The organism is Levilactobacillus lanxiensis, from assembly GCF_016861655.1.
GTDB classification, from domain to species: domain Bacteria; phylum Bacillota; class Bacilli; order Lactobacillales; family Lactobacillaceae; genus Levilactobacillus; species Levilactobacillus lanxiensis.
In genome coordinates, this window is record NZ_BOLN01000001.1 from 286,692 (window position 1) to 305,760 (window position 19,069).

At 51.1% G+C, this 19,069-nt stretch carries 17 protein-coding genes; 4 read left to right on the plus strand and 13 right to left on the minus strand.

Annotated features, from left to right (window positions below; genetic code table 11):
• Nucleotides 1-13 precede the first annotated feature (13 nt).
• The 6 genes from JUF22_RS01165 to JUF22_RS01190 form a co-directional block, all read right to left on the minus strand.
• Nucleotides 14-661 (minus strand): WxL domain-containing protein, encoded by a 648-nt coding sequence (locus JUF22_RS01165; protein ID WP_203642543.1) that lies wholly within the window; start codon nucleotides 659-661, stop codon nucleotides 14-16.
• 634 nt (nucleotides 662-1,295) lie between these two features.
• Nucleotides 1,296-1,958, minus strand: a complete 663-nt coding sequence (locus JUF22_RS01170; protein ID WP_203642545.1) for a hypothetical protein — start codon at nucleotides 1,956-1,958, stop codon at nucleotides 1,296-1,298.
• A gap of 775 nt (nucleotides 1,959-2,733) precedes the next feature.
• A complete protein-coding gene (locus JUF22_RS01175) occupies nucleotides 2,734-4,104 on the minus strand; it encodes an amino acid permease (RefSeq protein ID WP_203642546.1) in 1,371 nt (456 codons plus the stop codon).
• Between the two features lie 540 nt (nucleotides 4,105-4,644).
• On the minus strand, nucleotides 4,645-5,163 hold the full coding sequence (locus tag JUF22_RS01180; RefSeq protein WP_203637681.1) for a GNAT family N-acetyltransferase: 519 nt from the start codon (nucleotides 5,161-5,163) through the stop codon (nucleotides 4,645-4,647).
• A gap of 652 nt (nucleotides 5,164-5,815) precedes the next feature.
• Nucleotides 5,816-6,262: a flavodoxin domain-containing protein gene (locus JUF22_RS01185; protein ID WP_203642547.1), complete on the minus strand. Its 447-nt coding sequence runs from the start codon at nucleotides 6,260-6,262 to the stop codon at nucleotides 5,816-5,818.
• Nucleotides 6,263-6,520: 258 nt separating this feature from the next.
• Nucleotides 6,521-7,720, minus strand: a complete 1,200-nt coding sequence (locus JUF22_RS01190) for a trans-2-enoyl-CoA reductase family protein (protein WP_236000677.1) — start codon at nucleotides 7,718-7,720, stop codon at nucleotides 6,521-6,523.
• A gap of 206 nt (nucleotides 7,721-7,926) precedes the next feature.
• On the opposite strand from JUF22_RS01190, the gene JUF22_RS01195 reads away from it, so the two are divergent.
• Entirely contained in the window at nucleotides 7,927-9,606 is a 1,680-nt protein-coding gene (locus JUF22_RS01195) for an ATP-binding cassette domain-containing protein (RefSeq protein ID WP_203642548.1), read from the plus strand.
• A gap of 65 nt (nucleotides 9,607-9,671) precedes the next feature.
• On the opposite strand, the gene JUF22_RS01200 is transcribed toward JUF22_RS01195, so the two are convergent.
• The 6 genes from JUF22_RS01200 to JUF22_RS01225 all read right to left on the minus strand — a co-directional run bounded on the left by JUF22_RS01200 (nucleotide 9,672) and on the right by JUF22_RS01225 (nucleotide 14,049).
• Nucleotides 9,672-10,667 (minus strand): tRNA dihydrouridine synthase, encoded by a 996-nt coding sequence (locus JUF22_RS01200; protein WP_203642549.1) that lies wholly within the window; start codon nucleotides 10,665-10,667, stop codon nucleotides 9,672-9,674.
• A 124-nt stretch (nucleotides 10,668-10,791) separates the two neighbouring features.
• Nucleotides 10,792-11,754: a DUF4097 family beta strand repeat-containing protein gene (locus JUF22_RS01205; protein WP_203642550.1), complete on the minus strand. Its 963-nt coding sequence runs from the start codon at nucleotides 11,752-11,754 to the stop codon at nucleotides 10,792-10,794.
• Complete coding sequence (locus tag JUF22_RS01210) at nucleotides 11,751-12,383, minus strand: DUF1700 domain-containing protein (protein ID WP_203642551.1); 633 nt, start codon at nucleotides 12,381-12,383, stop codon at nucleotides 11,751-11,753. The genes JUF22_RS01205 and JUF22_RS01210 overlap by 4 nt, the downstream gene beginning before the upstream one ends.
• Nucleotides 12,376-12,693: a PadR family transcriptional regulator gene (locus tag JUF22_RS01215; RefSeq protein ID WP_203642552.1), complete on the minus strand. Its 318-nt coding sequence runs from the start codon at nucleotides 12,691-12,693 to the stop codon at nucleotides 12,376-12,378. The genes JUF22_RS01210 and JUF22_RS01215 overlap by 8 nt, the downstream gene beginning before the upstream one ends.
• Nucleotides 12,694-12,862: 169 nt before the next feature.
• On the minus strand, nucleotides 12,863-13,132 hold the full coding sequence (locus tag JUF22_RS01220; protein ID WP_203642556.1) for a hypothetical protein: 270 nt from the start codon (nucleotides 13,130-13,132) through the stop codon (nucleotides 12,863-12,865).
• Nucleotides 13,133-13,269: 137 nt separating this feature from the next.
• Nucleotides 13,270-14,049 (minus strand): hypothetical protein, encoded by a 780-nt coding sequence (locus tag JUF22_RS01225; protein WP_203642557.1) that lies wholly within the window; start codon nucleotides 14,047-14,049, stop codon nucleotides 13,270-13,272.
• 257 nt (nucleotides 14,050-14,306) lie between these two features.
• Between JUF22_RS01225 and JUF22_RS01230 the strand changes: the two genes are divergently transcribed.
• From JUF22_RS01230 to JUF22_RS01240, 3 genes are all read left to right on the plus strand, one after another.
• The gene (locus JUF22_RS01230) at nucleotides 14,307-14,858 is read left to right on the plus strand and encodes a cysteine hydrolase family protein (RefSeq protein ID WP_203642558.1); all 552 of its coding nucleotides are present in this window, start codon (nucleotides 14,307-14,309) and stop codon (nucleotides 14,856-14,858) included.
• Nucleotides 14,859-15,169: 311 nt separating this feature from the next.
• Nucleotides 15,170-16,771, plus strand: coding sequence for a peptide ABC transporter substrate-binding protein (locus JUF22_RS01235; RefSeq protein ID WP_236000678.1), 1,602 nt, complete (start codon nucleotides 15,170-15,172; stop codon nucleotides 16,769-16,771).
• Between the two features lie 13 nt (nucleotides 16,772-16,784).
• Nucleotides 16,785-17,960 (plus strand): mandelate racemase/muconate lactonizing enzyme family protein, encoded by a 1,176-nt coding sequence (locus tag JUF22_RS01240; protein WP_203642560.1) that lies wholly within the window; start codon nucleotides 16,785-16,787, stop codon nucleotides 17,958-17,960.
• Between the two features lie 60 nt (nucleotides 17,961-18,020).
• Here JUF22_RS01240 and JUF22_RS01245 read toward each other — a convergent pair whose 3' ends face one another.
• Complete coding sequence (locus JUF22_RS01245; protein WP_203642561.1) at nucleotides 18,021-19,004, minus strand: LacI family DNA-binding transcriptional regulator; 984 nt, start codon at nucleotides 19,002-19,004, stop codon at nucleotides 18,021-18,023.
• Nucleotides 19,005-19,069 lie beyond the last annotated feature (65 nt).

Consider the following 19,069-nt stretch of genomic DNA (forward strand, 5'->3'; position numbering starts at 1 on the left):
CGGTCAGCCATCATCATTGTGGCGTCTCACTCAGCTGCCACGTCAGTGTTGAGGTGTAGTCCCCAGGAAGTTGCCCAGCGGGAACCGTCAAGTTAACTTTGGCTGGGGCATAGCTTGCGTCCCACACACCTAAGCCACCCTTGGCTTCAGCGGCGAAGACTAGCTGATTGATGCTGCCACCCTCAAGCGGCGAAATCGTCGCGATTGGTGTAGCCGAAGGGTTGCCCTCGTTGGCTGCATCTACGCTCGCGTCACCTAAGCTCAGGACGGCGCCGCTCAAGGTATCGCCCGCGGTATCCGTGAACGGCGTGTTCTTTAATTGAACACTCCACCCAGTAGCTACCCCAGGGTTAGAAACCTCAAGTGGATTATCAACGGTCGTTGAGAAGTAATTACCGTTGACCTTGCCGTTAGGTGCTGGGTTGCTCCCAAAGCTAATGTTTGGGGCACTATCCAGCGAAACAGCTGCGTTTGGATCCATGGTAAAGTCTGCAGACGTTGTCGTGTTTTCCGTGGTAGTGGCAGATGAACTGCTACTACTGCCGCTGCTACTGCTGGTATCGGTAGTTGCCGCTGCAGCTGGAAGCGCACCGGCAAAGCCAATCCCGAGGCCTAGAATGGCTAGGCTACTCAGCAGCGAAACCTTTAATCTGCGAGTCATCATACTCACTCCTCTAAAAGTTAGTCCTACGATCTCCGGGCTGCTTTGAAAATAACTGATGGCAAATGGTTCGTTCCCGGCGGCGGGATTAAACCGCCCTGTTGTGGGGCCGGTTCCAGCCTGTGGTACGGGCTTCCACCTCGACTTTGAGCCTGAGGGACGGTCTCAAAGGTCGTCCCCTGCTCTAAGCTGAGTAAAAACCTCAGCTAAGACCAGCGACACAACTGGGCGGTTTGGCCCGCCTCTGGTCACTGACATTTGCAGTTATTTTCCAGCAGTAATCCGCATTCGTTTGGATTGCCGTGGGTTACTATCCCGTCAATCAGTTAGGCCTGTTGCCGTGCCCCTCACCGACTGTTGCTATCGTTAAGGGGGACCTGCTGATGAACTGAATTTAAACCCATTACCCATCAATCATAGTCTCATGATTACCAGTTTTAGAGTAAACGAATAGCCCCGGTAATGGCTGAGCCACCCGTAAGTTGATTACCTAACTTGTTCCGTGCCGGCCACTTGGTCCGCCGACGGTCTTACTAAATAATTCCTTTAGTAGCCAATTGCTTGATTCACTAATGATGATAACCGGTTCCAAATAAAAAGACCAGCTTTAAGCCGGCCTTTCGTACCTAGTCATTTAATGATGGAAGTCGGCCACGGTTAAGGCCAACAACCCGTTTAACCATTCACGAGTAGCGTCATCTGGAGTTCCCTGAATCTGATAGCCTAACGGACTAAACAGGGCATCCACCGCGGGCCAATGGACCTGGCCATCGTGGAAGAAACTCTGCGTTAACCGCTCCCGTTGCTCGGGCGTGATGGGTGTCGCCATGACGGTTAGTAAGTTCACGGCCAGTTGGTCGGCCACTAAGGCCGCATATGCCGTGGCCGTCAGAGGTTTCACGATTTGCCGGCGCGTGGTCAGTGGTACGGCTGGCCCCTCCCGCAACAGAAACTTTTGCCAATTCATGACCTGTCCCAGCAGGACGCCGTAGAACTGCCAGGGCACCTGATTGCCAATGCGTTTCAGCGTGGTGGCCGTGGTGGCGGCAATGTCCCATTGCACCTGGGATTCGCCTTGTGCCAGCACGGTGGTCAGCCATTCGCTGAAGAATCGCTGAATGGTGGCGTCCACTAGCGGTGAGTGCTTGCTGCCCTGGGTCAAATGGTAGCGGCCGAGGAGAAAGTCCTCCACCTGTTGCCAGTCGATGACGTTGCCGGCCTGACGCTGTTTGCGGCGCTTTAGCTGGCGTAATTGTTTTAGACGACTTGATTTGCCGTAATTCCCTGGTCGACTCATATTTTTTTTGCTCCTTCTTTTGGGTTTCATTTATTTGTTGTGTTAGTGATTAAGGTCAAGTGCGGGTTGTGATGGCCGCCTGCGGCTTCCAGGACTACGCCTGCTGTGGGGTCGGTTTCCGCCAAAGTTCGGGCTCCCACCTCAACTTTTAGCCTTGAAACCCACAAGTCTAAAAGGTTGCCCCAGGCTGTAAGCCGGCTAAGAAACGCCGACTAACACCCTCGACACAGCTGGCTCCGTCCTGGCTTCCTCCGGCTCTTGGTTGGGCGTTGTTGCTTACTCTGGTTTGAAAACCCCAAAGCAGGAGCTGGTCATAGTCGTCGCTGGTGGCGGTATGGTTGGCCAACTTTCTTAGTTGTAGTTCGGTTGCCATAACTCGTTGTCGGTAGTGAAATTGTGCCGACATTTTTACCTCAGTTACTGTATCATACCGCAACCTTGTGGTGAATTAAAAGGTTAATCAGCCATCTAAACGCACAGAAAGGCCCAGTTCATAAACTACTGAACTGGGCCCCCAATACACATTTAATTTTATAGAGCGAGTGAAATCACCGTTGCTAACAACACACAGATTGTCATCGCCGGAGTCAGCCAGGCACAGAGCCAGCTGTGTCGGTGGCGTTAGTCGGTGTTTCTTGCCGGCTTACGTCACGGGACGACTTTTGAGACGCGTGACCTTCGCGGCTTAAAAGCGAGGCGAAGGACCGCCTCTCAGGCCGTAGCCGTTCCCCACAGCAGGCGGCGTGCCTGGCTGACGGAGGTGTTGACGCACAATTTATTTCTTAGCCGCCGCCTTTTCGCGTGGCTGGTACTTGCGGAAGTAGATGATGGTCATGATGGCCAAGAAGACCACCCCAACCAGGATGGATACCCGCGTTTCTGGGTTGAGGAACATGAAGATCAGCGTGATGGCCAAGAAGACCAACGTAATGTAGTTCGACCATGGCGCAAACGGCATCTTGAATGGATGGTTGGCCATTTCTTTTGGATTTTGCTTGCGGAACTCGATTTCACTGATCAGAATCACGAACCATGGCACCATGCCGGGCAGGACACTGGAACTGTAAACCATCACGAAGATTTGGCTCGCATCCTTGAAGAACATCGGCAGAACCACGTTTAAGACCACCCCAATCGCAATCCCCAAAGAAATCGCGATGACGGAGTAAAATGGCACCCCATGACGGTTAAGCAGCGTGACCTTTCGGGGCAGCTGGCCCTTGTCCGCTAAGGTAAAGGCCATCCGGCTGGCACTGTAGATGCCGGAGTTAGACCCAGACAGCGCGGCCGTCACAACCACGAAGTTGATGATGGAAGCCGCTGCCGTAATCCCAATTTTCGCAAACGTTTGAACGAACGGTGACCCAATTTGGTTCAATTGGTCCCACGGATAGATGGCCACAATCACAAAGATGGCCCCCACGTAGAAAATTAAAATCCGGGCAACCGTCGAACGAATCGCAGCGACCAAGGTGTGTTGTGGGTTCTCAGCTTCACCGGCCGTGACCCCAATCAACTCGATACCTTGATACGAGGCCAACACGATGGCCAACGCGTAAATGAAGCCCTTGGCGCCACCGGTAAAGAAGCCACCGTGAGTCCACAGGTTACTGATACCTACCGCGTGGCCGCCATTGCCAAAGCCAAACAGGATGACACCCAAGCCGGCAATGATCATTAAAATAATCGTGACCACCTTAATCAGGGCAAACCAGAATTCCAGCTCCCCGAACATCTTCACGGAGATCAGGTTGGCGATACAGAGGAAGGTGATGGCCACCAGGCCCGGTATCCAGTCCGGTAGGTTCGGCCACCAGAAGCGGAAATACCCGCCCAGCGCAATCATTTCACTCATGCCGACCACGATGAACTGGAAGATGTTACTCCAGGCCGTCAGGAACCCAAAGACAGGGTGCATGTATTCGGACGCAAACGTTGCGAACGAGCCGGTTGTGGGGTGAACGTAAAGCATTTCGCCCAACGCCCGCATAATTAAGTATAAGAAAACTCCTGAAATAATATACGCGATAAGGACGGAAGGTCCCGTCCACTTGATTGTGGAACCAGACCCCATAAATAATCCAACGCCGATTGTACCGCCCAACGCAATCATCTGCATTTGACGGGCACTTAGTTTTCTCTGCAATCTAATTCCTTCTTTCTATACATATGATCACGCTTGGTCTGGGTTAAACCGGCTCTGTTTACGCCTCCGGGAGGGTGAAAATGAGACCGGTCCGCTGTGGGCGAACGCCTGGAGCCAAAGAGCGGTCTCCAGACTTACTTTGAGCCGCTAAGAACCGCGTCTCAAAGATATCAATTGCCTAAGCGGCTTACGCCACTAAGGCAATTCCCACGGCTAGGCTCATTTTCACCCTCCCTGCGGCTCACACCGGTTTAACCAGTACATAAGCGTTTCATTTTGTAAACAATAATCTCGTCACTATCTGCCAGCTTAGATATAAATCTGGCAATGGTTAACGAATACAAACATGTATGATTAAAACTTCATGAGAAAAGGTTACCTGATTTGGGTCCTTTTCGCAATCTTTTTTTATGCAAAAATTGCGTATGTTTGTTAATTCTATTTTCAAGTATGCCGCAAAATTAGTGTTGTTTCAATCTGACCTGTATACAAAAAAGGCCGTTAGCGGCGGTGTGCCGGTAACGGTCTTCACGAAACTTTTTACAAAACCTTCTCATAAACGAAGCAAACGTCGTCTGGATGGTAAACGCCAACGATTTGCCCGGCCTTGACGAACCCAAATTTTTCAATTAAATGTTGCATCTTGGCATTGTCCCTGTGCGTGTCGATCCGAATCGTTTCAGCATCTGGATGATTCTTCGCGATGTAGTCGAATAAGTCACGGAACAATTGTGAGGCATACCCTTTTCCTTGGTGATGGGAGAAGATAGCTACCCGGTGGACCGTCACGTACTTATCGGTATCCTTTTGCCATTCACCCTGCAAGGTGTCGTAGGCGTGGTCTGGCGCTTCAATCACAGCGGCAACGCCCAACGTTTCGTGGTCATCACTGTTGTAAATCACTGCTCGGCCGTCTTCAATATCCCCCTTGATCACGTTGCGGTTAGGGTATTCGTTTTGCCATTGGTCGATTCCGGCGTCAGCGAGTTGCTTCTTGCCGTCTTCGATAATGTCACAAACTAGGTCTAATTCTTCAATCTTTGCTTTCCGTAAATACATGGTGGTCTCACCTCATCTTAAATTTTATCTTACATTGGTTGGTGCTTAGTGCGGGTAAACCAGTCTTTGTCAGCGCCTCCGGGACGGTGAAAATGAGGCCGGAACGCTGTGGGCGAACGCCCGGAGCCAAAGAGCGGTCTCCGTGCTTGCTTTGAGCCGCTATGAACCGCGTCTCAAAGATATCAATTGCCTAAGCGGCTCACGCCACTAAGGCAATTCCCACGGCTAAGCTCATTTTCACCGTCCCTGCGGCTGATACGTGTTTTACCCGCATCCAAGCACAATATTCCTCGAATTTCCGCTACCCCGTGGCTGACATGGGAGTAGCCCCACAGTGGTCGCGGCATTTAACCTGACTGTGACCACTGTAATTATCGGCTTAATCCCGGTTGATACCAAGTTGTCTCAACCAGACTGACTTAGCCAGTCTGCCAGCACCCCCACAATCAGGAGCCGGAGGCAGCCAGGTACGGAGACGGCTGTGTCGCGGGTGTTAGTCGACGTTTTTGGTCGACTTACAGCCGGGGACAACCTTTGAGACTTGCGCTTTTGGCAAGGCTCAAAGTTGAGGTGGGAGCCCGCTTCTCAGGCGGGAACCGGCCCCACAGCAGGCGGAGTACCTGGAGGCCGCAGGCGGCACCTCTAATACAATCTAAACCTGCAGGCTAGCTAACACCTGGGCGGCTAGTGCGTCGACTCGGGTCCAGTCTGAATCGTCTGGATCCTGGTCAATTTTGACTGAGTCGGCAACCTGTTCACCATTGCTGGAATTCAGCTGGATGGTGAGGTAATCAACGGCCCGGCCAAAGTGGAGGTGCTTCTTTGAACTGGAACCCAGAACGGCAAACTTGGTCCGTGCCAAATCAACTTCTTTTAAATCTTCAAAGAAGTCCTGGGCCTCGTCTGGCAAGTCGCCGTCGTGGAAGGTATAGCTAATCACAATAATGGCATCGTTCGCCGCTAAATCAAAGGCGTTGGCCTGTGAAATCTCAGTAATCACGGTCTGTGCCCGGGACGCCAATTGCGCTTGCACGTGGCCAGCGATGGCCCGGTTGCGACCAGATTGACTGGCAAATATAATCTGAATTGATGGTGTCATAAGTTAAATTTCTCCTCAATCGATTTCAACTAGCCGCGTCATGAAGCCCTTTAACGCCACTAGAAACTGCTAAGTATTATAGACCTTTTTGCCCCATTTCCCTAGCAAAAAGCAATCGTTCGCGCGAACTTTTTCTGGGCGTGATGACGCCAATTTGACGCTAGGCCCCGACTAATCCCGGTATTTCACAGATTAAGCCGCTCTCGCACCGCACAGAAAAACGACACCACTAGCCGTGTCGTTCTCATCAATCTCTTATTAAAACGATAATTTTGTAAATTCATCCGCGTCCATCACGTTCGGTACCCCGACGACCCCGAACCCGTTTAGCTGACGGAACTCCTGGCGAAACTGCTGGTAGCCAGGAAAATCCGGCGTGAAGTTGGCTGGTGTGATTTGCGGCAAGACGGCCTCGACCACGTCCTGAACCGCCGGAGACAATTCCAGCGCATCCGGACGCAAACGCCCGCGGGCATCTACTTCTCGGTGGGTGCCGTAAACCATATCCCGAAATAGCCGGTCAATGTGGTCGATTGGTTGTTCGTGGCCGCCACGGTCCTGTTCGACCCGGTAAAGCGCCATGCAGTAGCGCGAAAATCCCGGAATCACCACGGACGCCTTGGTCGTCACGGAACGGTTGACGCTGACCAGCGCTTCCCCACCCAGCGGTGCCAACTCGGCTTGTAGACGCCGGCCGCTGGCTTCAGCTGCCCGCTTGGCCTGGCCTAACGTGCCATCGTGATAGATGGGCGCCGTGACCCGGGGACCTTCGTAAGAATAGAGAATCGTTTTGAAATTGTCGACAAGGACCCCGGCCGCCTGTAGCGCGTGGACCCAGAGTTCCCAGTCCTCACCACCCATCACGTGGTTGGTCGCGGCGACTTCATCCGCCGTTGCGGGTTCTAACGTGGTACTGACGAGCTTTTCGTGTTCCAGGTCCAACGTGTAATCCGTTAGTGGCGCGCCCAACGGCTTGATGACGGATCGCCAAGCCTCGTCGGGATTCACTGGATTTTTTCGTTTGGGTGCGGCGATTGAGTAGACCAGGAAATCAATTTTGCCACCGAAATCGGCCTTGATGGCCTGAATGACCGCCCGCTTAGTTTCCGGTAAGAAAACGTCGGCGTTCAAATTTTCAGCCAGCAAGCCAGCTTTTTCCGCCGCCTGCTTGAAGAAAACCTGATTCCACCAACCGGCCGTTCCCAAAAAATCAGGCCGTGGCGGCCGTTCGTAGCCGACAGACAGCGTCGCCGCGCCCATGCCAAAGGCCGCCGTGAGCCGACTGGCTAGACCGTAGCTGGAAGAACCACCCAGAATCAACGCGTGTTTGGCTCCCGCATACGTCCCCTGTTTCGTAACCGTCGCAATCTGTTGGGCCATCATTTGTTGGAGTCCTAAAGGATTCACCGAACGCGCAACGTTACCTGCAATTTTTTCCGTGAGCGTCATCTGTGCCATGCCGTCGTCACCCTCCTAGGTATTTACCTCTAAAGTACCACTTCTGGGGACGGTGCCGGTAGGAATTTGCCTTGAGCAATGCAGCGACTTAACTTCACCTGCTTGATGACTTAACCATTACATTAGATTATAGTTTTACATTAGACTAAGATTAGCGTACAATTAAAAAAATCTTATTTTACTCATTTGTTGTGGAGGTTCGTCTCATGCTCTTATCCAAATATTTTCGACTAGCCGGCAAACTTACCCTGGTCCTGTTGTTGCTCATCCCCTGCGCGTCCGCCATTGAAATTGCAGTCTCCTACTTGCTCCAACTGATTACGGATTCCGTGACGGGCCACGGCAACCTGGCCTATGGCATGCTATTTGCCATCGTCGTTAGCTATATTCTGGTGGATTCGCTGACCTACTTCGTTGAAGCCTACACGGAACAGGTCGTCTTGAACCGCATCATTTTCGGCGTCCGCAATCGCCTGATGCGACAATTTTTACGGCAAAATACCGGAGTCAGTCACGACCGGCAACAGCTGACGACCCATTACAACAATACGTTCACGACCACCGTTGACGTACTCCATAGCGATTACCTGCAGGGCAGCGTGAACGCCTACAAGCAAATTTGTCAGCTCGTGATTGCCCTGACATTGTCCGTTCTGATTCAACCAGTTTTGAGTCTCATTATCGTGTTGCTGTGTCTTCCGGCGTTGGCCTTACCCTTCCTCCAAAAGCGCCTCCTGGCAACCAATAAACAGCATATCTTAGCCGCCGGTGAACAGTACACACATCAACTCCAGGACCTGCTCAACGGGCTCCGGACCGCACAGCTCTTCCACCTTGAACGCCGCTTACTTCGCCGGTTTCAAACCAAGAACCAGCAACTACTGGCGGCGCAAAATCGCGACCAGCTCAAGCGTAAACAGGTCGGCGGCCTCAGTCAGTTGCTGGATAACGTGCTGTACCTGGGCACCTGGATTGTCGGCATCTATTTCGTCATGCACAAAGACGTGACTCTGGGCCAGTTGGTCGCCTTTTCCCAATTGATGATTTTCATCGCGGAACCGATTCAGTCCGCTTCGGGTCTACTGGCCGATATCGTTGGTGGTCGCGAAGCTGCAAAGACGCTGGCTCCAGTGCTGACTGACCAATCGGTAACGGCCCCGTCAGAAGCACCATCAGCCTTTCGGACCCTAGCCTACCAGGATGTCTCTCTGAACTTGGCCGACCAGCCCATCTTGCAACATGTCTCGCTGACCTTCGCGGCGGATCAACACGTGTTGGTCGTGGGTAAAAGCGGTAGCGGCAAATCAACTCTGCTCAACCTGCCCCTTAGCCCCCACACGACCTTTACTGGGACGTTGCGGCTCAACGGTCAGGACCTCGCGACGCTGGCGCCGGCAGCCGTCTCCGCTCAAATTGGCCTGTTGGAACAAAACAGTTACATTTTTAACGATACCATCCGTCAGAATCTCACGCTCTACGACCCGCAAATCACCGATTCCCAGGTGGAACGAGTCCTGACAGCGGTGGGTCTGGGCGCTTATGCCACGGCGACTGCCCAACAACAGATTGTCAGTGCCCAAGGCAACACGCTGTCCGGTGGGGAGAAAAAGCGGTTGGCCATAGCCCGCCTGCTCCTGCATCCCCACGGTCTCACCTTCTTTGACGAACCGCTGACTGGCCTAGATCCCCACACGGCCCACGACATGGTCGGTTTGCTGACGCGACCAGACACGGCCGCTTGGGTCACCATCACTCACCAGTACGATGCACAACTATTCGCTTTCGCTGATGAAATTGTGATTGTCGACGCTGGTCGGGTCGTCGCGCAGGGGCCCCTGCAAGCTACCTCCGTCCAAACCGGCTTAGCGCAATTAGATTTAATTTAAAAAAACACCGCCCATCATCAACCTCATAACAGGCTGATGGTGAGCGGTGTCTTCATTTTTAAGGGTTAATCGGTAAATTCTGAATCCGCCAATAACTGGCGAACCTCATCCGTGGAGTGGGTCTCCATCATCGCATTCCGCAGGCTAGCGGCGTTGCGCTGGTTGCGGACGTAAATCTTGAAGAACCGCTTGAGTGAAGGGAAGCGCGACGTGTCGAAGCGTTTTTCGAAATCGTCATACAGGTCGAGTTGATAGTTCAATAGGCCCAACAGTTCCTTGATGTCGTGCTCCTTGGGTTCCTTTTCAAAGGCAAATGGACTGGCAAAGATGCCCCGCCCAATCATGATGCCGTCGACGCCGGGATGTTCCTGGGCAATCTGGCAGCCTTGTTGGTAGGTTTCGATGTCCCCGTTGAGTTGTAACAGGGTGTCGGGGGCAACTTCATCGCGCAGCTTCACAATCTCGTCGATCAGCTCGAAATGCGCCGGCACGCGGCTCATTTCCTTCTTGGTCCGCAGGTGAATCGTTAACAACGGAATGTCCTGTTGGAGCAGGAAGGTCAACCAATCGCGCCATTCATCCAGGCGACTGTAGCCCAGCCGCGTCTTCACGCTAACGGGCAAGCCCGCCGTCTTGGTTGCCGCAATCACGGCGCCCGCGGTCTCAAAGTTACGGATCAGGTCACTCCCACCGTGGTTCTTGATCACGGTCGCATCCGGGCAGCCCATGTTCAGGTCAATGGCCTCATAACCGCGCTTCTTGACGTCAGCGGCGGCCCGTTCAAAGGCCTCCGGCTCATTGCCCCAGAGTTGGGCAACCGGCATGTGGGCCTCTTCTGGCGCCACGTAGAGCCGACCCTGAACGGTAAATTTGGCCTTGGGATGGGTCACACTGATAGCGTTGGTGAATTCCGTGAAGAATACGTCGGGCGCAGCGGCCTTAGCCACGACCCGCCGGAAGATGGCGTTGGTCACGGCTTCCATGGGTGCCAAGCTAAAGAACGGCCGGTTTTCGGCCTTGGCGCGGTCCGCAATAGTTTGCCAGTAAGATGAATCAGACACGATAAAGTCTCCTTAATGTAAGTAAATTTGATGTTTAGTCCGGTTTAGTGCAGTCCATACATTTTACCACGTTTAGCGGCGAAAGCTAGCAAAAAAGAGTTGCCCACAATGGACAACCCTGTTTTTAATCGGTCCCGACAGTCACATCGCCATCTGACGTGGTCAGTTTATACTGACTCGTGGCATTCGGATGTAACCAATAACCACTGTGCCGCGCGTGACCCTTGACCTTGATATCCCCCTCAGTGTCTTTGACCACGACCTTGGCACCGGCCGTCTTAGCAATGTGGGCGGTGATGTCCCCATCATCCGTCGATGCCGTTAACGTCTTAGTCAGCCGATTATTTTGTAAATGCACGTCGCCATCCGCCGTGGCTAAATGACCGCCACCCAGCTTCGTTTCCGAGACCCGGACGTCCCCATCCGTAGCTGTCAGCTGGTTGTTCGTTGCGGCTAAGCGACTATCACTGATGCCGATGTCCCCGTCATCCGCCGTAACCTGTAGCCGATTGGCTTTGACTTGACTCGCCCAAACATCCCCATCGCTGGACGCTACCGTCACGCCCTTTTGGACGGTCAGATTCATCAGACTGATGTCATCTGAACTTTTCACGTTCACCTGTTTGACCGTTAAGTCTCGTAGTGAAACGCCGCTAGTTTCCCGTTTGATGTCGATACTAGTCAGATGCTTGTTCCGCGGCACCGTGATCAGCACGCCCCCATTACTGTAGTCATCATCGCTGAACCCAACGATTGTCTGACTCATCTTTTTCGTGGTGCGACCACCCCGAACCATCAGGGTCCCCTTGGAAACCGTTGCCGTTGGCCGCCCCTGGGTATTGTCCAGGTAGCTGGCAGTCACCCGATCGGTATTGCCGGCCTTGATGGTCACCGGCGCCTGGGCGTCCACCACAATTTTATCGTAAGCGCCGGGCTGGTAAGACAGCTTGCTACGCCGAATGACCTGAAAGCTCCGCGAATCGTGGGACCACACGACCCCTTTGTCACCATGATTCCACCAGCCAATGCCGATCAAAATGGCCCCCAAGACCACTAACGTCAACGCAATTTTTGTCGTTCGTTTCATAGTTTCCGCCCCCGTTCTGCCCGACTCCGTGGAATGAAGCGGTGATAAATCTTTTGTGCCGTCCACGACAGAGCCCAAGCAACCTTACTCCCGATCCATTTCAAAATTAGCCAGCCAATCCAGCTCGCCCCCAACGCGAAGAACCCAATTCCTAGATAAAATATTCCGGTCCAAGGCGCTTGAAAAATAGTGCTAACGCCCATGACCAGCCCCATGACGCCCACCGCAATGATGCTGAGGTAGACGGCTAGTGCGGCCACGAACAGGCTAAAGACGACTGCGGCAAACGCCAGAAAGAGTGCACCGACAACAATTAAAATCGGAATGGTAACGGGTGTCGACAGTAGGGCTAAAATAATCAGCCAGACCGTCTTCACGTTGTTCTTCGTCGCCTGAACGGTCGACCGTGACTGTGCGTGGTCGCCGGCCTGTTCCGTCATTTTAATGGAATAATCGGCGAGAACCTTGCGCGCCAACGACCGGGGTGAGCCCAATTCGTCCACGGCCTGCTGGTAGGTTTCAATGCCGGCATCCAATAAGTATTCGCGATAATATTCCACGACCTCCTGCTGCTCCGCCGTTGTTAACTGGCCAAGTAGCTTTTGTACGGTCTGAATGTACTCATTCATCTTGGTTGCCCCCTAATAACTTTGTGATTGCTTGATTGAAATCCTGCCACTCGGCCTGAATCTCGGCCAGCCGCTGCCGACCACTCGTCGTTAGTCGGTAGTAGCGGCGATTGCGACCCTGAAAGGGTTCGTCGTAGGTTTCCAGCCAACCATTTTTCTTCAGCCGCCGGAGGACTGGGTACAGGGTCGATTCTGAAATGGGAATCAACGCCCGAACCTCCTGAGTTAGCGTGTAACCGTAATGATCCTCGCGTGTGAGCAGGCCCAGCACACTGCCGTCCAACAACTCCGTGGGTACTTGAATCGCCATGTGACTGCCTCCCTTGCAATGCTATACGACGTATAATATCAATTCACTAATAATATACGATAGTCGTTAGGGGTTGTCAAGAGTTTGGTGGAACTGATTGGATGCGAAAACGACCTCGGCGTTGGGCTGAGGTCGTTTGAATTTTGGAAAGAATTTGATGTGACAAGCCTTATTTGAGTAAGGCGTCATTCAAAGAATCAAAGTCGTGGTAAGCGGGTAATTTTCGCTTACCAGTAGCATTATCGATAACTTCTTGTAGTGAAGCCAAGACTTCTTCGTTAGCGATTTCTAGGCTATCATCTAGTTCTCCCGCAACGAATCGCGTAAGAATTATGTGCGTGAATTCTTCAGGTGTTAAATCCAGTTGATGGAGCTTTTCTTCAACTTTTTGTTTCAGGTCTGAATCAAGCTGAACTTCAATATTTTCAGTAGTTGGCATTGTGCGGTCTCCTTCCCTATTGTGGGCTAAGCGTAGCACGTTGTCGGGTAGATTGAGGTGAATTAGCTCAACCGTCTACTACATTGAAAAAGCAAAAACGGCTCAAATCCATTGAAAGGACTTGAGCCGTTTGGCTGTTACCAGTTAATTTTAGGCGCGTGCTTAGCATAATGGTAGGCTCGGACCTTCTTACCGCGAAACGTGCTTAAACTAGTAGCCGTAAATGACTTGCTAGCGGTCTTATGAATCTTGTACGTGTGCTTTTCAACTTTCGTGAGACCGGGAGCTTCAATCTTACCTTTGAGGTAATAGTTTGTCCCCCGCTTCTTGTACTGTACGCCGCTCAGACCCGTGTCGCCAGCCTGGCCGAGGCCTTCCGTTAAGGCCGTCTTACGGAAAGCGAAGAAGTAGTAGCCGCTAACACCCTTCTTAGAGTACATGTTGGCATAGAATGACTTGTGCCGTAAGAATTTGGGGAAACCTTTGTGCCAGACCTTTTTGGGCAATTTACGCGCAACGGTCCGGTGCTTGGTCGTGGTTCCAGGTTCGTATGATTCGCTGTACGTTCTGGTTACAGCAACCTTTTTGCTTCCCTTAGGTACTAACGTCAAATTAGCCCGATAACCACCGCCTAGGCCAGCATAACTGAGCTTCCAGCCCTTCTTGTAACGCTCCGCACCAGCGGCGAAATGCTTATCCTTGGCAATCCTTCCCTGACTGTTTAATTTCAGCTTATCCATTTTGACAACTTTAAATAAGTTGTAGTGATTCGTTAATTTAACTGCCTCTTTCAAACTTAACTTCTTCACACTGGCAGATGCCGTCGTGGTCCCGACGACCTGGGTCATCCCCACTAAACCAATACCTAATCCTAAAACGGCCAAACTGGCCATTAAAATCCGTTTCATATTTTTCATGACGCTTCCTCCATCTATGTAGAACTAACGCAATATAGTATCATTTGGAAACCTTCGTCCTATTAATCATCTTAAACTCACAACAAGGTAGAGGGTAATGTGTTATGACTTACGGCATTACCGTTAGCTACACCGTAGTCTTCCCAAGTCATTTCATAGCTCGTTGGTTGATATAACAAAATAAATAGCGTAATCCTTTGACTTCACTCGTGAGCTTCGACATACTGGTGAAAACGATTGAAAACGGGGGATTTTTCATGACAAATCAAGCTTTGTTGATCATCGATTACACCAACGATTTTGTGGCAGACACCGGGACACTGACTTGCGGCCAGCCGGGACAGCTTTTGGCACCGGCCATCACCAAACTAGCCGATGAAACCCATCAAGCTGGCGGTTGGGTACTCCTGCCGACCGACGTCCATACGCCGAACGACCCCTACCATCCCGAAACCAAGCTCTTCCCACCTCACAACGTTCGCAACAGTTGGGGCCGCGAGTTATTTGGTGATGTGAAGACATGGTTTGACCAAAATCAAGTCGCGGAAAACGTGTGGCAGTTCGATAAAACCCGCTACAGCTCATTCGCCGGTACGGATCTCGACCTGCGTTTGCGTGAACGCCACGTGGACACCCTGATTCTCACGGGCGTTTGTACCGACATCTGCGTCCTGCATACTGCCGTGGATGCCTACAACCTCGGCTACCACCTCATCATCCCCGCCGATGCGGTGGCTAGCTTCGATCCCGCTGGTCATGCTTGGGCCTTGAACCACTTTAAAACATGCTTAGGCGCGGAAATTATTTAAAACTAAACGTCTGCTATTTCCTGACTTTTCAGAAAATAGCAGACGTTTTTTCACATATCCTACTGTCCGCTAATCCCTTGACAAGTAGGCCGCAGCCTTTCAGCAACGTTCAACATAATCAATCACTTAGAAAGTTATTGGTTGAAGCGCTTACACCCTTGTGGTTATAATGGCTGTGGTTCTGCTAAATCAATTCTGATTTTCACGGTTGAATTGATCCAGCAGTTTGGTTAATAGATTTTATTGGGAGGTTTAATATTATGTCGTTTAGTTTAACGCGTCATAAGTCGGTGGCTGTGGTGGCCCTGGCTATGACTCTTTTAGTCACGCTCTCTGCGTGTGGTTCCAAACCAGCAGCGTCGCAGCAAAAATTGGTGCGCACGGCTAACTTATCTGCTAACTTTGTGATTCCAACATTGGACATTTCAAAGTCACGTGGATTCGACCAAGCCGGTAATATGTTCGATAGTTTATTCTATCTTAACCGGGAGCATAAGGTTGTCCCCGCGTTAGCCACCAAGTCGACCGTCTCCAAGGATGGCAAGACCTATACGTTTACCATTCGCAAGGGCGCAACCTTCAGTAACGGTGATCCGATTACCGCGCAAAGCTTTGTGTATTCCTGGCAACGTTCCTTGAAGCCAAGTACCAAGTCCTTGCACCCCTACATTTTTAAGGGCATCAAGAACGCCATGGCGGTCAATGCTGGTAAGCTTCCCGTTAGCAAGTTAGGTGTTAAAGCTACGGACAGCCACACTTTTGTCGTTACCCTGGATCATCCAATCGCTTACTTCAATAAGCTGATGACCTACCAAGCTTTCTCACCACAGGATAAAAAAATTGTGGACAAGTACGGTAAGGATTACGGCACCACACCAGACAAAGTGGTCTTCTCAGGTCCTTACAACATGACCAAGTGGAAGCCACAAGGCACAACGTGGACCTTTGTCAAGAACAACAAATATTGGGACAAAGACAAGGTTAAGATGCACAAGATCAATATGTTTTACGAAGTCGATCCGCAAACTAGTCTGAATCTCTATCAGGCTAAAAAATTGGACTTCACCATCTTAACCAGTGATCAATTTAAGAATTTCAAGCACAGTCATCAACTGTACACGGGTCCTTATTCCTACATGAATTACTTAATTTACAACCAAGGTATCAAGAATACAGAATTGAACAAGGCCTTTAACAACGTTAACATCCGTAAGGCTATCTCCTTAACCATCGACCGAAAACAAATCGTTAACGATCTTTTAAATGGGTCTGGTCTAGAACCAACGGGTGTCGTCACCCGCTACCTGGGCTACAACGCTAAGAACCAAGACTTCGCTAAGCTACAAGCCGGTGGCGACAGCGTTCGTTACGACACGACGCTGGCTAAGTCCTACTGGAAGAAGGGTCTCAGTCAACTCCATATGAAGTCGCTGACCTTCTCACTAATGACCTCAACGGGTGACACCTCAAGTAAACTCGCGGAATTAATTAAAGCTAATGCCGAAAAACAACTCCCTGGCTTGACCATCAAGCTGCAAAATGTACCCGACCAGATCGCTTATCAACGCAGTACCGAAGGCCAATTTGAGGCTTACCTGGGTGGGCGCGGTGCCGATATCGCTGACCCTATTGAATTTCTCGAACCAATGCTCAGCACGAATCCGCAAAACTACGGTGCTTGGAAGAACAAGACCTACGACAAGCTAATCAATGACTCAACCACTGATAATTTAAGTGCAACCGACCGTTGGCAAAAACTGTTGAAAGCTGAAAAATTGCTGTCGGACGATCAAGCTTTAACGCCTCTCTACCAAAACTACAATTACTACCTGAAGCGCTCAAATTTACACGGTATTACACACAATACCACCGGCGCGCAATGGAACTATAAGTACATGTACATGACCAAGTAGGAGGCAAATAGTTATGAAAATTACTAGTGTTGATATCTTTCAAGTCAAGTGGAATCAACAGTACGGCGCCTGGCATCCCATCGTCATTCGCATCAATACCGACGACGGTATCAGTGGCTTCGGCGAATCCGGCATCTTTTATGGTGACGGTGAATACGGTGCGCTGGGAAGTTTAAAAGACTTGTCCCAAATCATCATTGGCCAAGATCCTCGAAACACCGAAAAAATTTGGCAACAATTCTACCAACGCACCTTCTGGGGTAAAGGCAGTGGCACCACTTTCTACGCCGCCGTTAGTGCCATTGACACGGCGCTCTGGGACATCAAGGGGAAAGCCCTTGGCGTCCCTGTCTATCAACTTTTAGGTGGTCAAACCCGCACTGAAATTCCGGCGTACGCCAGCCAGTTGCAGTTTGGTTGGGACCCCGAAACAAGGTATTTGGCCACGCCAGCAGACTATGCAACGGTAGCTAAAAAAGCCGTTGCCGAGGGCTATAAGACCATCAAGATTGACCCCTTCATGCTAGATGAACACGGCAACTTCGGTCAAAAGCTCATCGGCCTGCAGGACTACGCCCAACTCAAGTTGCCAGTTGACCGGTTGAAAGCCGCCCGTGATGCCGTTGGTCCAGAAATTAATTTAATCGTCGAATGCCACGCTGGCCTCGACGTTAATTCTGCCAAACAGTTCTTACCCCTGATTGAACCTCTGAATGTTTTCTATCTGGAAGAACCATGCTCACCATTGAGTCCGGAGTTAACGAAACAGCTAAAGGATGTTACCGCGATGCCGTTGGCTAGTGGTGAACGGATCACGACGCGTTTTGGCTTCCAACCATTCATCACCAATCGCTTGCTGGATGTCATTCAACCCGACGTCGCCATCTGTGGCGGGATTAGCGAAGCCAAGAAGATTTGTGACATGGCTGCCGCGTTCGACATCGGCGTCCAGCTCCATACCTGCGGAACCCCGATTGCCACGGCGATGGCCTTGCAACTTGAGGCTGCTGTGCCAAATTGCTTTATTCATGAGCAACACGAAATTTCATTAAAGCCCGACAACGAATGGATTGGGAAGTTCGCCCAACAACCCCAAGATGGTGTCTTCACTTTCTCCTCTCGTCCAGGAATTGGCCAAGAACTGAGTGACGCAGCCATTCAGGAGTCTCACTGCGAAACAATTAAATAGTCCGTTTACGCAAAAAGGTATTCGCCACGGCGAATACCTTTTTCTAATCCATTTATTTGCCTACTGTAACTTAGCCGGGATGATCATCTTATCCGGCGCAACCTTTTCACCAGCAAGTTGTCTGAGCATCAACTCAGCTGAACTGGCCCCCATCAAGAAGGGATTCTGCGTCAGCAACGTGAGTTTGGGTTCCATTCGGCGGATAAAGTCCGTATCCGCAAAGCCCGTTGCCGTCACATTCTGATTATCAATGACACCAGACACAATGAGATTCGGGAAGAATTCCAATAACCAACGTTCCTTTAGGGCAAAAACCACCGTCTTCTCATCACTCTTGGTAATCAACTGTGTTAGACGCTGGTGCACGTCACTATGGTTATACGACGCTTCGGAAACCTCTAAGACATCTACATTTTGAGCCGCCGCTAAAATTCCCCGGTACCGTTCTTGCCGGGTACGGCTGAGTTCCAGCTCAGACGTCAAGACAACCACATGCTGATAGCCTTGCTCTTGAAAATGTGCCGTTGCCGCCTTAGCCGCCTCAAAGTTATCCGTCACTACCTGAGGCCACGGGCAGGCATCCATTTCCCGGTCAACGCTGACCACGGGAATTTGTTGGTGCAAGATTTCCTGCACCGTTTGGGGATTACTGAAGGACTGTAGGATCAACCCATCGAAGCCGCGCGAACCAATGGCCCGCAACAAGGTCTTTTCCCGTTCAATGTCAGCGTTGGCATCGAGCAGAACCCCAATATACCCCTGACTTTCCAGGATAGAACTAATTCCCTTAAACAAATCTGTTGAGAAGTAATCATCAATGTTCGCAACCATCACGGCAATGAGCTTGCTTGATTGCGTAATCATTTGTCGGGCAATCGAATTGGGCACGTAATCCAATTTTTTAATGGCATCCTGGACCTTAGTCGCGGTTGCCGCGGACATGCGGCCTAAATTGCCGTTTAGAAAACGTGACACCGTTGCAATCGAGACGCCCGCTAACGCCGCAACATCTTTAATATTTGCATTTTTATTTGCTCTAGCCATTAGCTTTATTCGCTCCATTACCTTTGAATTTATGTATTGAACGCTGTCATCATATCGATAACATC